The following is a 23,384-nucleotide window of genomic DNA, read 5'->3' as shown; positions in this document are numbered from 1 at the left end:
CCTTTAGATTTTATTCTTTATAATGTTTTATCTTATTAGCAATAAAAGCAGCTGCTGATAGTAGCAAATAAACAGCCATAGAATTAACGATGAAATGGCCCAAGTTAAAATGCATTGATTTATGATTTAAATAAATTGTATAGAATTCTACTGGGAAGCCCATTAATAAATTTGTTTCTTCGAATTTTATAGCAAATGGGAAAAAAGATAATATGAAAACTATACAGATACTGTATATGGATCTATTAAATAATATTTTTTTATTCATTTTTTTATTCATTTTTATCCTCTTTTTTAAATTTCACTAATTACTGATAAACTCAATAACTCATCACTCTCATAAAACCATCTCTTATGGTAATTGTTTCTTAACCATATTTTAACAGAATAAATCTACAAGCGGAAGTCTATAAATCTGTTTTTGTTTGATGTATACTGGATTTGATGGGTTAAAATTAGGCCTCGAAATCATCAGATCTTATATTGATATCTTGAAATTCTTCTTTGGTTAAAGCTTTTTTAAGTTACTCGTTTTCTAGAGGTTGACCATTAACCTTTACGTAGTCTACTAGTTTATCAATCTTATCGTTATTGATTATTTTGTATTTTATTTTACCAGGACCATCGAACTCTAATCTTGAAAAAAATAATGAATCACTCTTGTTTTCAGTGTATACAAGAGATGTAAAAATTAGATATTCAAATCCTTCTGGCATATTTTTACCTTGTACGCCTAAAAAATTATTAAGGGTTGTGAATATATCAATTCTTAAATTGATATTATCAAAAAATTCGATTAGTTTATCTAATTGTTCTCTTTTATTTATAGCTAATTCATAACTTTCAAATGATGCTCCTGTATCCATAAAGTCTGCTTTTTCTTTCTTTAACTGCTCAGTAGATTTATAAACGTCAAGATATATAGTGGCTTCTGTAGGTTTGTTTGACAAAAAAGAGCTAATAGAAGGAGTGTAACACCACCAAAATATAGTTAATGAGAATATGATTATTAAGAGTATTATCAAAATTATTTTTAAGAATTTTTTTCCATCAAATTTTTTACAAGAAACCATATATTACCCCGCTATCCATGTATTCAACAGTCAGTGCACAACATAAGTGAATTTTTCATTTTTTAAAATCATTGTTTTTCTGGTGCTTTTTTTACAACTTCAGCTAAATTTATTGCGTTTCTAATTATTCCGAATATTACACCTACATCACTAGGGAGATAACCTAACCCCATTAAAGTCAAATCTTAATAGTACTTTTGTTGTACTCAAATACTTATCTCTCTTTTTCTTACTCAGTTCGTTTCGTTAAGTTGTAATAACTTGAGATGTATTGTTTTTCAAAAAGTTCGTATGCGCTTTCTTCACTAAATTCAGGCCCTAACCAAAAAGGAATTTTATGCACATCTCTAGGTATATTTGTAACTGGCTTAAGGTTCTCAAATATTATTATTTTTGACATATTATCATCTGAGATGATGTCTAATGAGTGATTTGTCTTTAGACCTCCACCTTTAAAATCTATTATATGTAGGTAATATAGCTCCCCATTTGAATTAAGTTGAAGATCAGTTGCGTAGTCTATCGTATCAGATTCGTTATCTATAAGTTCTGCTGGAGCAATTATTCCTTTGAAGTACCAATAGGGATCATTATCATAATTTTTATTAAAAATGGAACTATATAAATTTCTAAAAACTGTGCTTTTTACTTCGCCAGAAATGTATATGTAACTTTTTTGATATATTCCTTCTGCATTTTTATGTACAGAAGGAATAGTTTTCTGGATACTACTTGTATAGGGGACAAATAATATCAATAAAATCAATATTATCATTGATAGAGAAATGATTACTTTCTTTGTCAAGTTATTGTCAGTTTCGTTATATTTATTTTCTTTCAAAATCATATGCATAATTCCTAAAACATATCTAAATAACTATTTTTAATCAAATCTATTGTTAATGCTGAGAGTTCGTCTGGATATGGATACTCACTATTAAGTTCACTTGCTTTCAAAATTTTATTGGTTATTTAAAACAATATTGCCATTAACGTGATAATGGATAAATTTTTACAGATATTTTTTCATTTTTTACTCCAGATTTTCCATAAAAACTTTATTAGAAGAATTAGTCCAGAGATTAGTAATGCTATAGATAACATCAATAAATACATATTTGGTTTAACTTGTGTAAAGAAAACTGTCGCACTTAGTATTGATAAAAGTATAAAAATTATACCGAAAAATAAATCACTTTTTTTCATAATTGCCCCCCAGATATCTTCAAAAATATACCTTTTGTGTAATTTAAATCAATAGTTGATATCTCTCATAAAACCACTTCCTATGGTAATTATTTCTTAACCATATTTTAACAGAATAAATCTGCAAGCGGAAGTCTATAAATCTGTTTTTGTTTGATGTATACTGGATTTGATGGGTTAAAATTAGGCCTCGAAATCATCAGATCTTATATTGATATCTTGAAATTCTTCTTTGGTTAAAAGCTCTTTTTCTTTTGTTCTAATTCACCATCTTTTTTGAAATCATTTAAATGGTGACTTTGGAGCTCTTCTGTATATTCTCTTTCGTGAGATTTTGGCATATAATTACTGTAAACAATACATTACAAAGCACTTTATTTTTATAAGACTCCATATGTCACAATGCTGCAAAGATATTATCTAAAATTAATAATTATCTTTTTAGGTCGATAAACCCTGATTAATCAAATCTCAGGGTTATCACACTTTACTTAATCTTGCTCAGCATCAAAGTCTAAGTCATCGAAGATATCTTCATCTCTGTCGCTTGACTTAACGTCATATAGCTCTTGACGAAGTTTCTCTCGCTCTTCTTCAGCTCTAATCTTCTCCTCTTCTTCACGTCTACGTTCAACTTCAAGGTATTTTCTAGCTGAACTAGTTATCTCTAACTCAATTTTATCAATACGTTTATCATCCATGGATAAAACTCTGAAAATCATATTCTTGTATGCGACTTCAACTTCTTCATCGTCATCAGGAATTTTACCTAATAGAGCTAGTATTAAACCAGCAATCGTATCATAGTCGTAATCTTTTTCCTCGCTATCATCAGGGAAATAAGCCTGTGGCAAGACTCTCATAATCTCTTCTGGAGTCGCCATACCGGAAACCTGATACTTATTCTTACCAACCTTATGAATTCCAAAATCTTCTTCGTCATATTCATCTTGTATGTTACCAACGATTTCTTCCAATAAGTCCTCGATAGTAACAATACCAGCAGTACCACCGTATTCATCAACTACAACGGCGATTGAAACGTGGTTGTTCTGCATCTCTTGTAAAAGCTCATTCGTATGTTTACTCTCAGGCACCCAATATGCTTGACGAATTATCTTTCTAAAATCAAAATTATCGCTCAATTCAGAATTTGAGAATTGATCATTATTATTAGGGTCATTATTCGTAGTTAAGAAGTATAAAAGATCTTTCAAATGGAGTGTACCAATAATATTATCGATATCATCCTCATATACAGGGATTCTACTGTATTTCTCATGAACAACTTCATTAATTACTTCCTCTAAGGTCAAATCAATATCCAAAGCAAAAACATTGGTTCTGTGAGTCATTATCTCTGATACTTCCTTGTCATCGAAGTCAAAGATATTAACTATCATTTCACTTTCAGTGTCCAAAATACTTCCACTTCTCTTACCTTGATCTAAGATCATTCTAATTTCTTCTTCGGAGGCAACATCTTGGTTTGCTTCTGGGTCAATCTTAAATAATCTTAATATTACGTTGACAGATCGATTTATAAGCCAGGTAATAGGTTTAAATACCAACTCAATGCCTCTGAGTATTGAAACAACTGATAAAGCATATTTCTCGGGATTAGCAAGAGCAATTTGCTTAGGCACCATTTCACCAACAACAATAGAAAGAAAAGAAATTATCAACGTAACAAGTATCAAAGACAAGGTATAAACAAAATCGCTAGGTCCATTTGGTTGAATTAACTCAGCTAAACGTCCTGCAAAACTCTCACCTGCAAAAGAACTTGATAAAAATCCTGCAAAAGTAATTCCTACTTGAATAACAGACAAAAAGTTACCAGAATCTTCTATAAAACGTAATAAAAGTTTAGCTTTTTTATTTCCACGTTCAGCTTCACCTAAAATCTTGTTGTCATTTGCTGAGACAACAGCCATCTCAGAGGCTGCAAAGAATCCATTAACTAACAATAAAATAAATACTACTAGTAATTCTCCCCAAATATTTTTTCCATTTACAACAGTACTAGTAGTTCCAGTTTGAGCAAAAACGCCCAATTTACTTGGTAAGTCAATTAAGCTACACAACCAGGGGTCTTCCACTTATTTCATTCCTCCTAAATTACAATTAAAATTGAGACTTTAATCTAAGTACCTTTTAATCTTTTTGATTAAAATTATGGTTTAGAAAAAAATAAAATCTCAGATATTGTTTAGAATAAGTTTATTGCTACTATTGTAGCTTTAAATATAGGTATAAAGCAAATTAATTTGTTAATTTTTTGTGTTTTTATATAGTTTTTGAAGGCTTTTGTTGAATTTAGTTTAAATTAAAAATGCTAAGTTAAAATTCAATATAACAAGAAGGATTTATTACTGATATTAAATTTTTAAAAAGTTTTATTTTTTTAATTTTGCTTACCAACTTAAATATAGCTAGTTGGCAATATTACTTATGCTTTTCCTTACGATTATATTGTAATCTATGAGACTATATTTTCTCTGTTTGCAACATATATAGGTGTCGTTGCCAAATAATTTACAACGTTGGTAATATGTTTTTTCGCGAATGTAAAATAAATATTGATATATAAATAATCTTGTTATAAACTATAGTTAATTTACATTCATAAAAATACTGGAGGTATTTATGGAAAAAGAATTCTACAGCATTTTAGAAGTTGCCAACTTGTTGGAAATAACTACTCAAGCCGTTTACAAACGATTGCAACAAGACAAAAAGGAACTTGATCCTCATGTATCTACCGTAAACAACAAGAAATCTCTTTCTGTTGAAGGTGTTAAATTATTGGCATCACTAATGCAACTTAATGACCCTTTTACAAAGGATGTTACCAATACAGAAGACAGCGATTTACAACAAATGAAAATTAGCAATCCTGATGAAATTCAAGAAGAATTATTGACCTATTTAAAGGATGATAATGAACGTTTAAGAACTGAAGTACAATTACTAAAGAATGAATTAGCACAAACTAGAGCATTGCGTGAACAGGATAAACAAAACGCTATTGAAGAACGTAGAGAGTATGAAGAGGCAAGGAAAAGAACTGACACTCTATTACTAAAAGCAATGATGGCTCAAGAAGAGGCTAAGAAGAAGAAAAAACCATCCTTACTTGCTAAATTATTTGGTCGAGACAAAGAAGAAGATTCTGAAAGTCAAAATAATAATTAATAAACTAGTACAAAATGCAAATAATAGAACAAGTAAGCTGTTGGTAACAACTTACTTGTTTTTTTATTTACTTTTCATGTTTACTAGTCTTGTAATAAATCTAGAACTCTATCTAAATCGTCTAGATTAGCAAACTTAATTTTTATTTGTCCTTTTTGGTCTTTATTTAGGTTAATTTTAACTTTGCTAGAAAATTTATTAGATAAATCGCTTTCAATTTTTTTAATTTGATTTTCTAACTGTTTAAGTTTTTTTATTTCATCTCTACTTAATTCGGGTTCTAAAAGTTTATTATTTCTACGTTGATTTACTAATTTTTCAGTTTCCCTAACTGACAAATTATCTTCAACAATTTGGTAAGCAAGTTCTTCTATTTGCCAATCTGTTTCTAAACCCAAAAGAGCTTTTGCATGTCCATTAGTAATTATATCTTCTAATAGAAGGTTTTGAACAGTTTCAGGTAATCTTAATAACCTTAAACTATTGGTAATAGTTGTTCTACTTTTACCAATCTGCTCAGCTAGTTTTGCATGAGATAGATTGAATTTATCAACAAGTTCTTGATAAGCTAAAGCTTCTTCTAATGCATTTAAATCATCTCGTTGCACGTTTTCAATCAACGCTTGTATATGCTTTGTCAACTCGTTGGTATCACGTACAATCGCAGGAATAGTTTCTTGATTAGCTAGTATTGATGCCCTCCATCTTCGTTCACCGGCAATAATTTGATATTTGCCATCATCTAAACTTTTTACAATAATTGGTACTATTACACCATTATTGGCAATAGAGTTGGCAAGATCTTGCAACGCATCTTCGGCAAAAATCTTTCGTGGTTGATCTTTGTCTGGTGTTATCGAAAATATTGGGATATTCAATATTTTTTCTTCGTTATTATTATTCATATTATTAAATACCAAAAAGGTTCCACGTGGAACCTTTTTTAATCTATTTCAGCCTTTTCAGCATTTTCTTCAATAAATTCTCTTCTTGGTTCAACTTCATCACCCATAAGAACGCTTATTGTTTCATCTGCTTCAGTTATATCTTCTGCCTTAACTTGTAGCAATTTTCTATTAGCAGGATCCATTGTAGTTTCCCATAGCTGTTCAGCATCCATCTCACCAAGACCTTTAAATCTTTGCATCTTAGGATTCTTCCAGCCTTTTTCTTCAATTATTTTAGCTGCTTCAGCTTCATCATATGCATAAACATCTTCTTTACCATTACTAATTTTATATAGAGGTGGACATGCAACATAAACATGACCTTCATCAACTAATTCTTTAAGGTATCTATAGAAGAATGTTAGCAATAACGTTCTAATGTGTGCTCCATCAACGTCAGCGTCAGCCATGATAATTATTTTTCCATATCTTAGCTTACTTATGTCAAAATCTTCGCCTATACCAGTTCCTAATGCCATAACTATAGGTTGAAGTTTCTCATTTGAGAAGACTTTGTCAATTCTTGAACGCTCTACATTGAGCATTTTGCCCCATAATGCTAAGATTGCCTGATACTTTCTCTCTCTACCAATTTTAGCTGTACCACCCGCAGAGTCTCCCTCAACAATAAATAATTCAGTTAATTTTGGATCATTGCTTTGGCAATCCGCTAATTTTCCAGGTAAGGAGTTATTATCAAAGACAGTTTTTCTACGAGTCATTTCTCTTGCTTTTCTAGCTGCAATTCTTGCTCTAGATGCGGCTAAAACTTTTTCTGCAATTGCTCGTGCTTCTTGTGGGTGCTCTTCTAGATAGGCTGGTAACTTGTCATTCATGACTTGTTCCACCATAGTTCTCATATAGCTATTACCGAGTCTACCCTTAGTCTGTCCCTCAAATTGAGGATCTGGAAGTTTAACGCTAATAATTGCTGTCAGACCTTCTCTAACGTCATCACCGGTTAAATTGGCTTCAGAGTCCTTAATTAAGTTGTTATTTCTTAGATAATCATTAATAACTTTTGTCAAAGCTGACCTAAAACCAGTTAAATGAGTACCACCTTCGGTTGTTGCTATGTTATTAGCATAAGAATATACATTCTCGGTATAGCTTGTTGTATATTGCATAGAAATTTCTACATAACCTTCATCACCAGATGTTGCTATATAAATAGGATCCTCATGAATTGGATGTTTCTTTCTATTTAAATACTCTACGAAAGCTATTATTCCACCTTCATAGTGTAAAGATACCTTCTTAACTTCCTCATCATCTCTGTCATCAATAAGATCAATGCTTACTTCACTATTTAAGAAAGCCATCTCTCTATATCTGGTTATAATTGTATCGAAATCAAATTCATTCTCAGGGAAAATCTCAGGATCTGGTTTAAATATGGTTGTTGTTCCTGTTTCACCATTGTCAACGGTACCAACGATTTCTAATTTGCTGGTTGTTTTACCTCTTGCAAAACTCATTTTATAGATATTACCGTTACGTTTAACGTAAACATCCATCCATTCACTCAACGCATTGACAACGGAAGCACCAACACCATGTAAACCACCAGAAATACTATAAGCACCTTCTCCGAATTTACCACCAGCATGCAATTGGGTATGAACCACTTCAACGGTTGGTATCTTCATCTGTGGATGCTCACCAACAGGAATACCACTACCATCATCTATAACAGTAACGGAACCATCCTTGTTTAAAATAACTTCTATTTGGTCGCAACGACCTGCCAACGCTTCATCAACTGAGTTGGCAACAATCTCATACAGTAAGTGATGTAGACCACGTGTAGTAGTATCACCAATATACATACCAGGTCTTTTTCTTACTGCTTCTAAACCTTCCAAAACAGTAATAGCACTTTCATCGTAAACCCTCTCGTTGGTAGTATCAAAGGCATCCTGATTTTCATCGATATCGATAATTCTTTCTACAAAACCATCGTCATCACTCAAAGCTGTTACATCATCAGCTTCATTAATTAATTGATCTGAATCAATATTTAGATTGTCAATATTATTTGACTTACTTTTAATATCTTCAGTATCATTATTATTTATATCTGGATTAATATTATCTTTGTTATCTAACACTCTGATTTCCTTTCATACTAATTTAATAGTAATTTTTTATCCCATTTTTTATGCGTTGTTTAAGTGTGTCGGCTGATATTGGTGACAAATAATTTCTATCCAAAGTTATAATTAAAGACCTTGGAATTTCTAAAGAAACAATGTCGAGAAATTTATTTTTTTCTATATTACTAAGAAATTCTAGTGATATTAAATTATTCTCTCTTGTAATTTCATCTATATCAAATATCGCAATTATATATCTCGTAGATATCTGATATTCTCCACCAATATGTAAGTACATTATAACACAAAGCCCTTTCTAATTAGATAGCTCTTGCACCGATGCAGAATCAACTTTGAAGTAAGAAATTCCATGTTTTTTAGAATTACTTAACCAGTTTTTATCAAGTTGTTCAGGATCTGTTGTTGTTATAAAAATTTGAGTATTTTCTAAACTATTTATTAATTTTTCTCTTCTAGTTTGATCTAATTCACTTAAAACATCATCTAATAAAAGTATTGGTACTTCATTGGTAATATCTTCAATAATTTGCAACTCAGCCATTTTGAGTGCCAACACGATGGTTCTCTGTTGTCCTTGTGAAGCATAATTTCTAGCATTATATTCATTAATATATATATCAAAATCATCTCGATGTGGACCATATGAAGTTGATCCTAATGCAATATCTCTCGATCTATTTTGTTTCAACCTATTGGTAAAGGCTTCCTTCATCTCAGTCTCATTCATATCCTCATGAATTTTAGTATTGCTCATATATTTGAAACTTATATACTCTCTACCATCTGAAATATGCTTATGAATACTCCTTGCGTATTCACTTATTTTTGCCAATACGTTTATTCTCTCGTTTACAATATAAACTGCAACGTTTATTAATTCTTCATCCCAAATATCTAATTGGATTGAGTCAAATTCGTTTAGCTTAAATTTTTCTGCATCTCTGAAATTTTTCAACAGGTTGTTTCGTTGTTTTAAAATTCTAAAATAATTTTGCAACGCAACAAAATAACTAGTTTTAATTTGAGATAATAATAAATCTAAAAATCTTCTTCTAACAGCTGGACCTGATTTAACAATTTCTAAATCTTCTGGTGCAAACATAACTGCATGAAAGTTACCAACAAAATCAACAGTTTTATTTAATTGAACATAATCTTTATAAAGTACTCTTTGATTACTACTGCTACCAGTTTTCTTTCCATAAAATAATCCAAGGTGTCTCTCAAATGAATAATCAATCTCACCTTTTTTTGAAGAATAATATTTTAAATCTATTTTGTAATTATTAGAATTATGTTTAATTAATTCAATATCTTTAGCCGTTCTATGGCTTCTGGCACAAGCACATAAATATAAAGCCTCCACCAGATTAGTTTTCCCCTGCCCATTTTGACCGAACAAAACATTTAAACCTGGATTCGGCTTAATATTAATATCTTTATAATTTCTAAAGTTATGTAAAGTTAATTCGCTGACAATCATAAATTTGCACAGCTCTTATTATCTACGCAATGGTAAAATTAAGTATGTAAAGTAATTACCTTCAACTGGTTGAATTATACATGGACCAACAGGACCATTAAATTCTACTGTGACATTTTCATCATTAATTACTTTCAATGCGTCTAAGAAATATCTTTGGTTAAAATCAATTTCTAACTCATCTCCGTCAAAGTAGTTTAATTCAACACCATCTTCCATGTTACCAACGTTAGTAGTAGCTGTTACGTTCATTATTTGTGAACCTGTGAATTTTAAACTCATTGGATATCTTCTATCTTGGTTTGGTAATATCAAATCAGCTCTTTCAACAGCATGGTAGAAGTCTTTAGTATTAATTTCAATTCTTGTTGAATATGTATTTGGTAAGATTTTATGGTAATCCATAAAGTCTTGTTGAATTAATCTTGAAATTAATGTAACTTCACCAACATTTACTTTAATATGATTTTGTGTTGTATAAAGTTCTAAATCACCATTATCACCTAAAATTGATTGGATATTTTTTAGAGCTTTACCTGGAATTAAAATCTTAACATCTGGAATATCATAATCTAATTCTTCAACTCTAACTGCCAACCTAAAACCATCGATTGCAACCAATTCAACCACGTTACTATTACTATTTAATAAGGCACCATTAAAAGCTGGTCTAGATTCATCTGTTGAAACAGCAAAAATAGTTTGGCTAATCATTTCTTTAAACATACTTTGAGGAATTGTTAATTTCTCATTTGCATCAATTTCTGGTAGTTGTGGATAATCACTAGCATCTAAACCTTTAACATTAAACTGAGAATTACCAGAACTAATAATAGTTGTAAATTGAGAATCTGAACTAATACTGATTGTCTCATCAGGAAGTTTCTTGACGATTTCTGCAATCATCTTAGCATTTAGTAAAATTTCTCCTTCTTGAATTACATCAGCTTCAAACCTAACTTCAATTCCTGTTTCTAGGTCGTATCCTGTTAAATGAACTTCATTATCTTTTGCAACGAACAATATACTATCTAATAGTGATAATGTAGATCTTACAGAAACTGCTTTTTGAACATGGTTTATAGCCATATCTAACTGACTTTTTGAACAAACAATTTTCATTATGACTTCCTCTCTTAATTCATACACTAATTAAGTTTTATAATTATTTAAGTAAGTTTATATAATTATACTTTATCAGATATAAGTAGTAAATTGATAAAGTTTTGCTTAAAAAATAAAAGTGTTATTTATAGTTATTTTATCACTCTTCTTATTATGCTCTGTGGAAAATATGGAAAACTTCTCAACAAATAGTAACAATAATGCTTTAGAGTAAATTTTTTATCTTAATAACTTGTTAATAATTTTGTGAACTAAAGTGGAGAATTTTGTGAATTATAAAAATCCTCTTTTTATACACTTTAATCCACAATAACTTTTCAACATATACACATAAAAATGTGTTTAACCAAAAATTTTAGTTTATATCAATTCTTTTACGTATATTTTCAATATCATCTACTAAAGGATCATTATCCTTTATAACGCTCTCAATCTTTGTACAAGCGTGCATAACTGTTGTGTGATCTTTTCCACCAAACTCCTCACCAATCTTTTTAAAAGGCAAATTGAGGACTTCACGGCACAAATACATAGCTATTTGACGTGGCTCAGTTACATTCTTAGATCTTTTACTTGATAGAAGGTCTCTTTTACTAATATTAAAATATGAAACAACCATATCAATTATCATTTCAGGAGTAACTTGTTTAATAGTTTTTGGTTGAATTATATCTTTTAGAGCATCCTTGGCAGTTTCTACATCAATAGTACCTGCGAGCAAGGAGTATGCCATAACTGTATTGTAAGCACCCTCTAACTCTCTAATATTAGATGTAATATTACTTGCAATATATTCAACGACATCATCACTAATATTGTGTCTATTAATTTTTGCGTTATGTCTTAGAATTGCCACTCTAGTTTCATAATCAGGAGCTTGAATATCTACAATTAAACCAGATGAAAACCTTGTTCTTAGTCTCTCTTCTAGAGTTAATAGACTTTGAGGTGGTTTATCACAGGTAATAACAATATTGCTTCCTGATTCATATAAAGCATTAAATGTATGGAAAAACTCTTCCTGCATTCTTTCTTTACCAGCAATAAATTGAATATCATCAATTAATAGAATGTCACAGTTTCTATATTTATTGCGGAAAACATCATAGTTATTGACCTGAATTGTATAAATGAACTCGTTTACAAACTGTTCTGTCTGTACGTAAAGAATTTTTTGATCAGGGAAATTTTGGTTGATATAGTTACCAATGGCATGCATCAAGTGAGTTTTACCTAATCCAGATCCTCCATATAAGAATATTGGATTGAAGGTGTTTGCTTGGGGATTTTGTGCCAAGGCAACACAAGCTGCATGAGCAAATCTATTTCCGTTACCAACAATAAAATTATCAAAGGTAAAGTTAGGATTAAGCTTTCCTGAGTTACTGTGAGCTTGTTTTTGGGATTCAGTTTCATATTTAATTAAAGGTTCACCAGAGAATGACTTAGCTTCTAAATTACTAAGGGCCTCTTCTTTATTCAATACGAATTCAACTTCAAATTTCCTTGAAGTAATTATGTTTAATGTATTCTCAATTAATGGTGAAAATTTCTCACAATAACTAATGTGGAAATCGTTAGGTGCCATTAAGAAAAATTTAGAATCACTAGCAAGTATAGCTTCTAGAGGTTCAAGCCAAGTTGTAAAAGAAATTTCAGAAACTTCATCCTCTAATAAGTCTAATGCTTTCTTCCAAATTATCTCAATTTTATTAGTAATTTCGTCATTTATTCCCATCTTATAATGTCTCCCAGTATCCCAAAAATTTATCTAAATAAATTTAATGTGTACTTTATTGTATCAGATATTAAAATTTTTATCCTTTTTTACTGTTTTAAATATATTGGTAACAATATTGCCAACTAAAATGGTAATTACCAACATTAAAATAAACAAGTAAAACTAAAGCCAATGTATAGTATTATATTAAGTATCAAATGCAAAGGAGTTAATACTATGAAAAAAGAATTAACCTGGAATGAATTACTAAGCACAAATCGCAGTAGAGCATCATCTGCTAAAGCAAGTAAAAATGATGGAAGAAATGCATTTGAAAAAGATTACCATCGTATAATTCTAAGTGCTTCTTTTAGAAGACTACAAGATAAGACACAAGTTTTTCCTTTAGATCAAAGTGACTTTGTTAGAACTAGATTAACACACTCATTAGAAGTATCTTCGGTTGCAAGATCACTTGGTAGTCAAGTTACCAATATGTTGGCAAACAGTGAGTATGAAAATATTCCTAATTACCAACAAAGTAAAGAGATTGGTGATCTTTTATCCTGTGCAGGATTATTGCATGATATTGGTAACCCACCTTTTGGACATTATGGTGAAACAACAATTAGAAATTATTATAAGACTGCTCTTGAAAGATTAACTTTCAAGGATAAACCTTTGAAATCTTATCTAAATAAACAAATGGAAGAAGATTTATTGAATTTTGAAGGAAATGCTCAAGTGTTGAGACTTTTATCTAAGCTTCATTATTTAAAAGATGAACATGGAATGAACTTAACTTATGGATTACTTAATACCTTAATTAAATATCCAGTTAACTCATTGTTAGTTAATCCAGACATAGATGATGTAAGATACCATAAATTGGGATATTTCTGGGCTGAAAGAGATTTATTTAAAGCAATAACTACAGATACAAATACTTTTATTAATAATTTCGATGAAAATGATAAGATTGACAATTTATTGGAAGATTCAAGCAAGGTAAATGAGAGTATGAAGCAATTAAGTTTCGCACCAGAATTAAGAAATTCTGTCGCTGTAAGACATCCACTAACATACTTATTAGAAGCGGCAGATGATATTTCCTATAGAACAGCAGATATTGAAGATGCATCTAGAAAAGGCAAAATATCTTATTCTGATTTGAAAAACTATCTAACAAAATCAAGCAGGATAGGGGAATACGAAGAAAATATAATTGCAACCTATACAAAAGCAGTTAATAAGTTAGACGAGTGTTTAGAAGATGCGAAGAAGAATCACGAAGAAAAATCATCATTATATGCAATCCAAAATTGGTTGATATATATACAAAAAATATTGATTGAATCAATTGGTCAGACATTTGTAGATAATTATCAATTAATAATGAGTGGGGACTATAAATATGATTTGTTCCATAATAACTTAGCTGGGCTAATACTAAACGTTCTCGGAGATCTTGCGTATGACTATGTATTTTCTAGTCAATCAATTGTTGAATTAGAGGTAGCTGCAGATGCCATAATTACAGGATTATTAGACAAATTTGTACCTGCAGCTATACATTTTGATACAGAAATAGAACAAAATCCAGTTGAAAAAAGACTAATAGCCTTAATTTCAGATAACTATAGACTAGCCTATAAACGTGAAGCAGAAGGCAAAAGCGAAGGGGAGAAGCTGTATAGACGTTTACTATTGGTAAATGATTATATCTGTGGTATGACAGATAGTTTTGCTAGAGATTTATATTATAAATTTAATGGTATTTATTAATTAAGTTTAAGCCATAAAAATACAAGCAAACACTTTTAGATACTTATTTTTACTTTTCTTATCTATTAATTTTACCTTGTTCTGGTGGAAGAATACGTTTAAAGGTGTAATTTAAATTACCTAATTCTTCTTGGACAAAGGCTTCTAATACATCAAATTCATGTGCTAGTACTTGCAACTTCTCATCAGAAATACCGTTGCGGCTATATTTGTTTTCTACAATGATATTTGCAAGCTCTTGCCAATTAACTCTTGATTTAAACTTATTACCAACAGATTTATCTTGTTTACTATTTAAGTACTCAGTTTCAGTATTCTCTAACAACTGTGCAAGATCTAATTCAGTCATAGTTTCATCTAAACTAAACTTACTCAAAATACCATGTAAATTCAATAATTCATCCCAATAGTAATTTGCATGAGCTTTTCTATCATTAAATTTAGTTTTCATGATATCTAAGTTATGAATATTATTTATAAATCTCAATCTATACCTGTAATACAAATAGGCAAGCAGTAATAGCAGAGCTATACCAAGAATTATTAGCAGGGTAGACCAAAGAGCTTTGAGATCAACTCTTGAATTTTCCTGATTTTGTTCAGAATCAGTTGTCGTACTTGTAGTATTAGAGCTACTTGAACTTGGAGTTGTAGTGCTTTCGTTGTTTTCGGTTGTTGCCTCAGTACTTGGAGTTGTTGTTGGCTCAGGTGTTGGGCTTGGAGTAGGTGTAGGTTCAATAACATCCTGATCAGAATTGTCGCTATATCCAGGAGTAGGATCCAATGCAACCCAACCGAGACCATTCAAATACACTTCAGTCCAGGCATGTGCATATTTTGAGTTTAAGAAAGAACTTGCTCCAGCATTTCCACCATTGCTTTTATTCAAATCTCTCAGGGTATAACCTTCGACGTATCTAGCAGGAATACCATTTAATCTTGCCATCATTGTCATAGCAGTAGCATAATAAGTACAATAGCCTACTTTGGTATTCAAGAAATAATCCAAAAAGTCTACATTATCTGGTGGAGTTTCGACATCCAAAGTATAAGAAAACTCAGGGTTATTTACAAAGTAAGTTAATAAAGCTTGTGCAGTTGTATATAGTCCCGTATTTTCAGAAGCAATACTTTTAGCTAGTTCATAAATTGTTCCACCTGCTTGGTAAAGAGGGGAATCTGGTACTTGTAAATAATTTTGGTAAGCATTTTTTTGATTGCTTAGAGTTTTATTTTCAGCAGCAAATTGTTTGGCAGCTGAGTCGAGTTCGGATAATCTACTCATGTTAGGTTCATAGGCATTAAAACCAAGACTATTAGCATCAATATTGTATGTAGAAACACCGTAAAAATGTTCATTGTTGAAAGATTCTTTTGCATAAATCATTCCAGCTTGGTTGAAGTAGAATAGTAAGGCCTCATCTCGGCTAGATTCTAGGTGAGTAGGGGTTCCACTTAAAAATAAAATTTGAGTACCTTGACGTAAAGGTTTTAATTTGTAGGAATAATTTTTGAAAACTTCATTTTCTCCAGTTCCATTCAAGTGTTTGAAAAAGTCTTTATTAGCAGGCTCATTAAATACATCAATTTCAGAACCTCTATTAAAAGGAGAATCATATCTATAGTTGGGGTTATTAACTGTTCTAAACCAGGACAGACCATTATAAAAATCTGAACTTTGCACTTTCAGAAGTTGTGGAGCTGTACCTGTAATTTCAGCAATTTTTTGATCTTTTAATTCAACTGATCCACCTAATCTCTCAGTCAATGGATAAAAACCATCTTGACCAATAGAGTACGAATTAACACTGAGCTCATTCTGGAAGGATTTAGGGAAAATAGTCATAACATCATCAACAATACCTTGCCAGAAAGGAGAGTAAATTTTATTATAATCAGCACTCTTTCCAAAAATAGCGGATAAAGTAATAGAAATTATTACAATAAAGATCAAATGAATTCCGACTTTTTCTAGATGTTTATTAGTAGACTTAGCAGATGCTGTTTGGAATAAATTATGTAAATACGCAGAACTCATTAACGTCATGATAACTGATACAGCTAGCAATGGGACTATATATATAAATAACCCACCAATGTTTAGGTGTATACCGAGAGTTAAAATAAGGACTGTATAAATCCAAGGATACCAGTGTGTGGATATTTTCTGAATAAGTAGGGTGGACAGAATAGTATTTATAAATAAAGTAGAGAAGCCTAAGAATGTATAAGCTTTTGCATCAGCATCTGTAAAATTACCGTTGAAGAAAGTAAATCCTTCAGCAAAGAATTTTCCTAATAAATTGGCCGAGTCTTTGAAAACGCCATCAAATGCTTGCAAACTGTTACCAACAAACCCTCTGAAACTAGGAATAAGAAGAGCAAGTGATAAGATTAGCAATACACCCAAAAAGCCTGCACTAGTTTTCCAGTTGTAAAATAGTAAAGTAAATATCAAAGTTAAACCTAATGTGAAAATTAACCCACCTAGCCATGAAATAGGGAAGTTGGTAATATGCACGAGTAACATATTGGAGAATAAAGCAAATATAAAGCTTAAGGAAGCGAGAATAAACTCTTTTTTGAGCTTATTGCCAGCAATATTTCTAGTCAATTCTTTATCTACGTTAGAGCTAGTAGTATTACTCATTTACTTATCCTCCTTTGTCTCAATTTCATGGTAGGCTTCAAGTGAAGAAACCTTGTTGGTAATAAGTTTAACTTTAGATCTGAGTAATTTTTTAAGAGTATTATCCAGGTCTTCTTGGTTTTCGTTGTGCATAAATAGCAAAATTACTTGAGATCCAGATTCTTGCACTTGTAATAACTCGTTGATTAATTTATCGTGAAGTCGTGCAGTACATACAACGACAGCTCGATAAACCTTGTTTTGTAGACCTTTGTCCATCATTTCTGTCAGGCTAGAGCGATTTTCAACTACATTACATGCCACTTGGAAATCTTTGTTTTTAAGTCTTGGATCACCTTTTTTAATCTGGCCTTTCCAATACATTAATTCCTCGTAGAATTTAATTGGCTCTAAACCTTCTCCCAAAGCAGAATAAGCGGTCTCGTCTAGTAGTAGATTGAGTGGACCTTCAGTTCTGGAGAAATGACGCATGCTAGCAGCAATTATTTCTGTAGCATGATTAGAATAATTATATGGGTCAACACATGAATCAGGGATTTTTGGATCTAGAATGAAGAGGATACCGCCTTGACGAGGATCTTCAAACTCTCTAGTCAACCACTCATTATTGCGAGCACTTAATTTCCAGTGGATCTGTTTCATTCTATCGCCCTGTTGGTAAGTTCTAACCTTAGCAATGGTGTCAACTTCGTTGCTGACTTTCTTATTATTATTGCTGATTAAAACTTGCTCAGGATTCATTAGTGTACCAAATTCGCTAAGTTTCCAAAGTTTAGGATTTGGTAATACTTCCAAATTAACAACGGAAGTATATTTATGTGTTTTTCTATCATAAATGCTTCTTTTTGGTAATGGCAAATAGAAGAAGCTAAATAAATCTTGTACCACTATTGAGTCAGTTCCAACCTTGTAACTACCTTTATGTTTAGCTTTTAGAGATATTTTGTGAGTTATTAAAGCATTTTGTGGTAAGGCTAAAGAAATTAGCTTGTTAGAGCTTACAAAATGAGGTTTTCTATAAAGTCTGAAATTATATAAAGAAGAAAATTTCTTAGATGTATTTTTTTCCAACTTTAAAACTTTATCATTACGAGGCAAGTTGAATTCTAACTTCATGAGAGGGAAGTAGAAAGGACTTTTGTTTTCTACTTCTAGAGTAATATCAAAACTCTCAGTACGATAAACACGAGATTTATCACTAACTAGATTTACTTTCACAAAGTAACGTCCAATTAACAGTAGTATAAAGGATGATAGTGGCAAAGCAATTAGTAAAATGAGCAGGTATAACAGAGCCTGATAGGAGTTATAACTATACAGGGCATAAGTTAAAAGTATTAATAATAAATATGAAAAAAATCTATTGCTCATAATGATTTGGCTGTAATTTACGTTTATTAAGCTTATATAAGTTTATTAGGCTCACTAAGCTTATTGGTCTTATTAAGCTTAAGCTTTTGGTATAGGTGTAATTCTGAGTATATCTTTGATAACTTGATTTTCGTTGATATCACTTAATTCAGCATCTTGATGCAAAATTAATCTATGCGCCAAGCAATATGGGGCTAAGAATTGAATATCGTCAGGAATAATATAGTCTCTACCTTGTAAGAGTGCACGACCTTTAGCAGCTTGAACAAGCATAAGCGCACCACGTGGAGATACACCTAACTTAACTTGCGGATGTTGTCTACTAGCATTGGATAATTGGGCTACATACTCATATAGAGAAGGTGCAACATAAACATCAATAGCTGCTTTTTGTATTCTTACTAGGTCCTCAATGGACAAAACTTCCTGCAAATTATCTAGAGGAGAAACACCTGAGTGAGTATCGTAAATGCGCATTTCCTCTTGGATATTAGGGTAGCGGAGGTTAGTTTTTATCATGAAACGGTCAAGTTGAGCTTCAGGTAGTGGGTATGTACCAATTTGGTCAATAGCATTCTGTGTAGCTACAACCATAAATGGATCAGGTAATTTATAAGTGACACCATCAACAGTAACCTGTCTATCCTGCATTGCCTCTAATAGAGAAGATTGAGTCTTTGGTGAAGAACGGTTGATCTCATCAGCTAAAACGAGGTTGGTCATAATCGCACCTGGATGGAATTGGAATTCTCCAACTTTAGGATTATACATATTGAACCCTGTAATATCCGAAGGCATTACATCAGGTGTGAACTGAATACGCTTGAAATCAAGTCCTAGAGATTTAGCTAGGGAGGAAGCCAGAGTAGTCTTTCCAATGCCTGGAACGTCTTCTAACAAAACGTGACCACGACTGACTAGACCTATTAATAAAAGCTCTAGCGCTTCACTTTGACCAATAACTATTTGATTTACATTATTTTTAACCTTATTGATTAAATTAGCAGTTTCTTTATTATCCATAATAATCCTTTCGAATCTTGTTGCAGACTAATCTTGTTGTAGACTAGGCAAATCCAGTAGATTTCCAACAAGTTGCCTTAATAAAATTCTTAATATATCTTTATATCTTTCAAAATAAAGTAAAAAGCATTCTAAAGCACATCAATTTTAACACTTTAACTCTGCTGACACTATTAAATTCATTTTAACAAATCTTTACTAGCATAATCTTTAAACATAAATAAGCCGTACTTCCTACAAACTCGAGATAATTGGCGAGATAGTAGTGGTGAGAGGAAGAATAGGAATATTGCTGTAGATAGGCCGTGAGCCAGATTAAAAGGTATGCCTTGTGCAAGTGTCGTATAAATAGCTAACTCTCCTTGATAAGTGTAAAGGAATAAAATTGAGCTAGCGTCAACAATTAGTCCATAAATGAGAAAAGTAAACACAAAAGAGAGGGAAACTTCTTGCCAAAGTTTGAGCTTATGTTTGAGATTGATAAGTGAGAAACATCCCGCAAAGAAACCAACCAAGGCCATTCCTAGCATTTGGAAAGGTGTATGGAAGCTATGTCCAAAAAAGAAGTTTGACAAAAACATTGACAATAAACCAATTAAGAATCCAGGGCCTTTGCCGAGACAAAGTCCAGAAATAAAGACGACTGCTGCTGTTGGCTTAATTTGGGGCAAGGCAAAAAATGCAACTCTACCAACAACGGATAAGGTAGCAAGCGAGGCCATGAGTGCAATTTCTTTGGCAGATGTATTTTTCTTCTCTATATAAAACATGCTATAGAGCAAGGTCTCAACAATTATTATTACTGCGAAAAAGAAAAATTTATCAGGGAAAAATTGCAACCAAATAAATAAAGTGATTATTATGGTAGCAAAAAAGATAATATTTGAAACTAAGGTATTATTTAACAAAAAATTCTTCACTTTATCCATTATTTAGTCCTTTTCTAATTTGTCCAATCTTTTTCTAACGTCGATAACACCTGGCTCTAAACATCCAAAGCTCTGACCTGCTCTAATAACTCTTCGCTTGTAATCGCTATTGAATCAGATTCTTGGAAATCTTGGGCAATCTTGCAACTATCTGTAGTATAGAAGAAGTTATCTGCGAAAAACCTGTGTGGCTCAGCGTGGCTGACAATTTCTCCTTGGAAAATTAAAGCACATGAATCAGCTATTTTGCTAGCGAATTCTAAATCGTGTGATACTGCCAAAATAGTTAAGCCTTTATTTCGTAAGCGTTCTAATATTTTACTCAAATGTTCAATATCATTATATGCCAAATTATTACTTGGCTCATCAAGTAGCAACAACTGAGGCTTATTCAGCAAAATCAAGGCAAGAGCAGCACGTTGCAACTCACCACCACTGAGATCTCCAGGGTTGAAATTCATTCTTTCGCTCAGACCGAAGCTGATCAACAAGGTTTCGGGACTGAAATTCTCCAGTTCTATGGCGAATATATCAGCTAAATGAGGTATATCCTCCTTAGAAACAGCTTCAAAAGCTAGCCTAATTTCTTCATGTATTGTATCGGCACTAAATAGCAGACGAGTATTTTGTGGTAGATAAGAAATACGAGGTCGTTTGGAACTTCTATTTGGTAAAAGCGTTTTTAATCCAGTATTTTCCTCACTATTGATCTTTATACTGCCGGAATATTGTAATTGTTCAACTATACATTTAAGCAGGGTGCTCTTACCACTCCCGTTACCACCGAGGATGAAACAGATTGATTTAGTTGGTACCGATAAATTTAGATGATCGAGAATGTTTTCACCCACTTTTTTGTATTTAAACTGTAAGTCTTTGATTTCTAGTAAATTTTGGCCAGCGCTGTTGTTACGCTTGCTATGCTCATTGTTTTCAGCATTAAACTCAGCTGACAAATTTCTCAAAGAAGGCAAATTGTTGCCAACAAGAGCCTTGCTTAAATCTTGACGAGTTTTAACGTTGTTGGTTGAGATTTCTTGTAGTTGGTAACTTACTTGAGAGGCAGTTGGTAATGCGGATATCTCTTCTGGGATCTCAGAATAAATGAAGTTAATAAAATCACGATTGCTATCAAAGTTTCTTAGAGCTTGATTATTTAAATAATAAACTTTATTAGCTAAATCTAGGGTGTTTTCCCAATTGTGTGAGGAGAGTAGGATAGTAGTACCCATTTCAACATTAATTCTTTGCAAGATATTCAAGAAACTAACTCTAGTAACTGGATCTAGGTTGGAATCTGCCTCATCAAGAACCAGAATTTCAGGCTTAAGGACCATAGCTGAAGCTAGGGTGAGAATTTGTTTTTGTCCACCAGATAACTCATTAGTCTTTTGCCAGAACCACTCTTGTATACCAAAGAAATTTGCAACCTCCGCAATACGTAAACGCATCTTATCGGCAGGCATACCTAGTTGCTCTAACGAAAAGGCCAACTCCTGCCAAACTGATTCACTAACAATTTGCTCATCAGGATTTTGTGAAACATAAGCAATATTCTTGACATGTTCATAAGGCGAAAGACTATCCAGACTTTGTCCTTTGTACAAGATCTCGCCACTGGCATTACCATAAGGTGCCAGCTTATAAATCAAATGCTTCATTAGGCAACTTTTACCTGAACCACTAGGACCCAATAGCAGGGCAAAATCGCCAGCCTCGAGCTGCATATTGACGTTCTCCCATAAAGGAGGGAAGTCCACATAATTAAAATTTAAATTCTTTATCTCTAAAATATTCATACTTTTATTTCCTGCTTTAATTATTTAATTATACTTTCTCTTGCTTATGTTGCTTTCAAATTCAGTTAAAAACTAATAATCTTTAATATCTACAATTAACGGCAAAAATGCGACCAAAGATAACAATATTAACATGACAAAGTTGAGACCTTGCCACTCAGGCACATAGGTAAAAGGATAGTAAATAAAATCTAAATATCCTTTTGCCCTCATAAGAAAGTACCCAGCCATTGCAACTGAGATTATTAGCAAAAGAATTGAATCGTTTGTACGCCATTTATATAGCTTATATGATGTTTTATTATCTGAAATACCTAAACCTCTAGCTTGCATATACTGGGCTGTATTAATGCTACTTTCTAGCGCCCATGAACTTAATTTAGCCAATACGTTAGCTGTATTAGTGAAATTAGCTTTTATACCTAATTTTTTGTCCTCATTACTTAATTTGTTGACTATTATTAACTCTCTTGCTTGATTAAGATAGTGTGGGAAAAATCTAAATACCAAAGTGAGTAAGAGAGCGAATCCAGGGAACAGTCCCTTGAATAAAAATAAAAGATTGTTTGTACTGATGTGTTCGTTTAAATGCTTGATCCAAAGTACACATAAACCAAGCCTAAAGCCACCCTGAGCCCCATCAATGATAGAGTCAAGTGTGAAATAGTTTCCGTTAGATAATCTAAATAAATTTATAAATCCATAATGTCTAAACATTGAATTTATAGTTGCTGTAAATATCATAAAGATAAAAGGTAGGAGATAGGTGAGGATTTTTTTGTGAAATAAATATTCTCCCATTAGATAGTCTCGATAAATTAGAGATGCGGCCACAGCAATATAAAGTATAAGCAACTCTATTGGATGCTTAACTAAAATAATAAGGCTTAGGACTAGCACGTAATATGCTAGCCCTAAACCTGGATAAAGTTTTTCGAAATTTGTTTGTTTCAAAATA

At 31.9% G+C, this 23,384-nt stretch carries 18 protein-coding genes; 2 read left to right on the top strand and 16 right to left on the bottom strand.

Going from position 1 to position 23,384, the window contains the following annotated elements; genetic code table 11:
- Positions 1 to 10: 10 nt before the first annotated feature.
- From C5Q98_RS07055 to C5Q98_RS07035, 4 genes are all read right to left on the bottom strand, one after another.
- The gene (locus C5Q98_RS07055) at positions 11 to 280 is read right to left on the bottom strand and encodes a hypothetical protein (protein ID WP_106012929.1); all 270 of its coding nucleotides are present in this window, start codon (positions 278 to 280) and stop codon (positions 11 to 13) included.
- A 244-nt stretch (positions 281 to 524) separates the two neighbouring features.
- A complete protein-coding gene (locus C5Q98_RS07050) occupies positions 525 to 950 on the bottom strand; it encodes a hypothetical protein (protein ID WP_158695741.1) in 426 nt (141 codons plus the stop codon).
- Between the two features lie 352 nt (positions 951 to 1,302).
- Positions 1,303 to 1,920, bottom strand: coding sequence for a hypothetical protein (locus C5Q98_RS07045; protein WP_106012927.1), 618 nt, complete (start codon positions 1,918 to 1,920; stop codon positions 1,303 to 1,305).
- Between the two features lie 850 nt (positions 1,921 to 2,770).
- Positions 2,771 to 4,381, bottom strand: coding sequence for a hemolysin family protein (locus C5Q98_RS07035; protein WP_106012925.1), 1,611 nt, complete (start codon positions 4,379 to 4,381; stop codon positions 2,771 to 2,773).
- Between the two features lie 547 nt (positions 4,382 to 4,928).
- Here C5Q98_RS07035 and C5Q98_RS07030 point away from each other — a divergent pair.
- Positions 4,929 to 5,477, top strand: coding sequence for a hypothetical protein (locus C5Q98_RS07030; RefSeq protein ID WP_106012924.1), 549 nt, complete (start codon positions 4,929 to 4,931; stop codon positions 5,475 to 5,477).
- Positions 5,478 to 5,560: 83 nt separating this feature from the next.
- Here the strand turns inward: C5Q98_RS07030 and C5Q98_RS07025 are convergent, their stop codons facing one another.
- The 6 genes from C5Q98_RS07025 to dnaA form a co-directional block, all read right to left on the bottom strand.
- Positions 5,561 to 6,382, bottom strand: coding sequence for a ParB/RepB/Spo0J family partition protein (locus C5Q98_RS07025; protein WP_106012923.1), 822 nt, complete (start codon positions 6,380 to 6,382; stop codon positions 5,561 to 5,563).
- A 38-nt stretch (positions 6,383 to 6,420) separates the two neighbouring features.
- Positions 6,421 to 8,358 (bottom strand): DNA topoisomerase (ATP-hydrolyzing) subunit B, encoded by a 1,938-nt coding sequence (gene gyrB / locus C5Q98_RS07020; protein WP_106013102.1) that lies wholly within the window; start codon positions 8,356 to 8,358, stop codon positions 6,421 to 6,423.
- A gap of 199 nt (positions 8,359 to 8,557) precedes the next feature.
- A complete protein-coding gene (gene remB, locus C5Q98_RS07890) occupies positions 8,558 to 8,818 on the bottom strand; it encodes an extracellular matrix regulator RemB (RefSeq protein WP_106012922.1) in 261 nt (86 codons plus the stop codon).
- Between the two features lie 18 nt (positions 8,819 to 8,836).
- Positions 8,837 to 10,024, bottom strand: a complete 1,188-nt coding sequence (gene recF / locus C5Q98_RS07010; RefSeq protein WP_106012921.1) for a DNA replication/repair protein RecF — start codon at positions 10,022 to 10,024, stop codon at positions 8,837 to 8,839.
- 18 nt (positions 10,025 to 10,042) lie between these two features.
- A complete protein-coding gene (gene dnaN / locus C5Q98_RS07005; protein ID WP_106012920.1) occupies positions 10,043 to 11,146 on the bottom strand; it encodes a DNA polymerase III subunit beta in 1,104 nt (367 codons plus the stop codon).
- Positions 11,147 to 11,504: 358 nt separating this feature from the next.
- Positions 11,505 to 12,887 (bottom strand): chromosomal replication initiator protein DnaA, encoded by a 1,383-nt coding sequence (gene dnaA / locus C5Q98_RS07000; protein ID WP_242967372.1) that lies wholly within the window; start codon positions 12,885 to 12,887, stop codon positions 11,505 to 11,507.
- A 219-nt stretch (positions 12,888 to 13,106) separates the two neighbouring features.
- On the opposite strand from dnaA, the gene dgt reads away from it, so the two are divergent.
- Positions 13,107 to 14,654: a dGTP triphosphohydrolase gene (gene dgt / locus C5Q98_RS06995; protein ID WP_158695740.1), complete on the top strand. Its 1,548-nt coding sequence runs from the start codon at positions 13,107 to 13,109 to the stop codon at positions 14,652 to 14,654.
- Positions 14,655 to 14,712: 58 nt separating this feature from the next.
- Here the strand turns inward: dgt and C5Q98_RS06990 are convergent, their stop codons facing one another.
- The 6 genes from C5Q98_RS06990 to C5Q98_RS06965 all read right to left on the bottom strand — a co-directional run bounded on the left by C5Q98_RS06990 (position 14,713) and on the right by C5Q98_RS06965 (position 23,380).
- Positions 14,713 to 17,304, bottom strand: a complete 2,592-nt coding sequence (locus C5Q98_RS06990; RefSeq protein ID WP_106012918.1) for a transglutaminase-like domain-containing protein — start codon at positions 17,302 to 17,304, stop codon at positions 14,713 to 14,715.
- Complete coding sequence (locus tag C5Q98_RS06985) at positions 17,305 to 18,522, bottom strand: DUF58 domain-containing protein (protein ID WP_158695739.1); 1,218 nt, start codon at positions 18,520 to 18,522, stop codon at positions 17,305 to 17,307.
- A 231-nt stretch (positions 18,523 to 18,753) separates the two neighbouring features.
- On the bottom strand, positions 18,754 to 19,698 hold the full coding sequence (locus C5Q98_RS06980) for an AAA family ATPase (RefSeq protein WP_106012916.1): 945 nt from the start codon (positions 19,696 to 19,698) through the stop codon (positions 18,754 to 18,756).
- A gap of 179 nt (positions 19,699 to 19,877) precedes the next feature.
- On the bottom strand, positions 19,878 to 20,627 hold the full coding sequence (locus C5Q98_RS06975; protein WP_106012915.1) for an ECF transporter S component: 750 nt from the start codon (positions 20,625 to 20,627) through the stop codon (positions 19,878 to 19,880).
- Positions 20,628 to 20,683: 56 nt separating this feature from the next.
- Positions 20,684 to 22,426, bottom strand: a complete 1,743-nt coding sequence (locus C5Q98_RS06970; protein ID WP_106012914.1) for an ABC transporter ATP-binding protein — start codon at positions 22,424 to 22,426, stop codon at positions 20,684 to 20,686.
- A gap of 72 nt (positions 22,427 to 22,498) precedes the next feature.
- The gene (locus C5Q98_RS06965; RefSeq protein ID WP_106012913.1) at positions 22,499 to 23,380 is read right to left on the bottom strand and encodes an energy-coupling factor transporter transmembrane component T; all 882 of its coding nucleotides are present in this window, start codon (positions 23,378 to 23,380) and stop codon (positions 22,499 to 22,501) included.
- Between the last annotated feature and the right edge of the window lie 4 nt (positions 23,381 to 23,384).

The organism is Fastidiosipila sanguinis (genome assembly GCF_002998295.1).
Taxonomy (GTDB): Bacteria; Bacillota; Clostridia; order Saccharofermentanales; family Fastidiosipilaceae; genus Fastidiosipila; species Fastidiosipila sanguinis.
The sequence above is the reverse complement of the archived record's forward strand: the minus strand, read 5'-3'. Positions and strand labels throughout refer to the sequence as shown.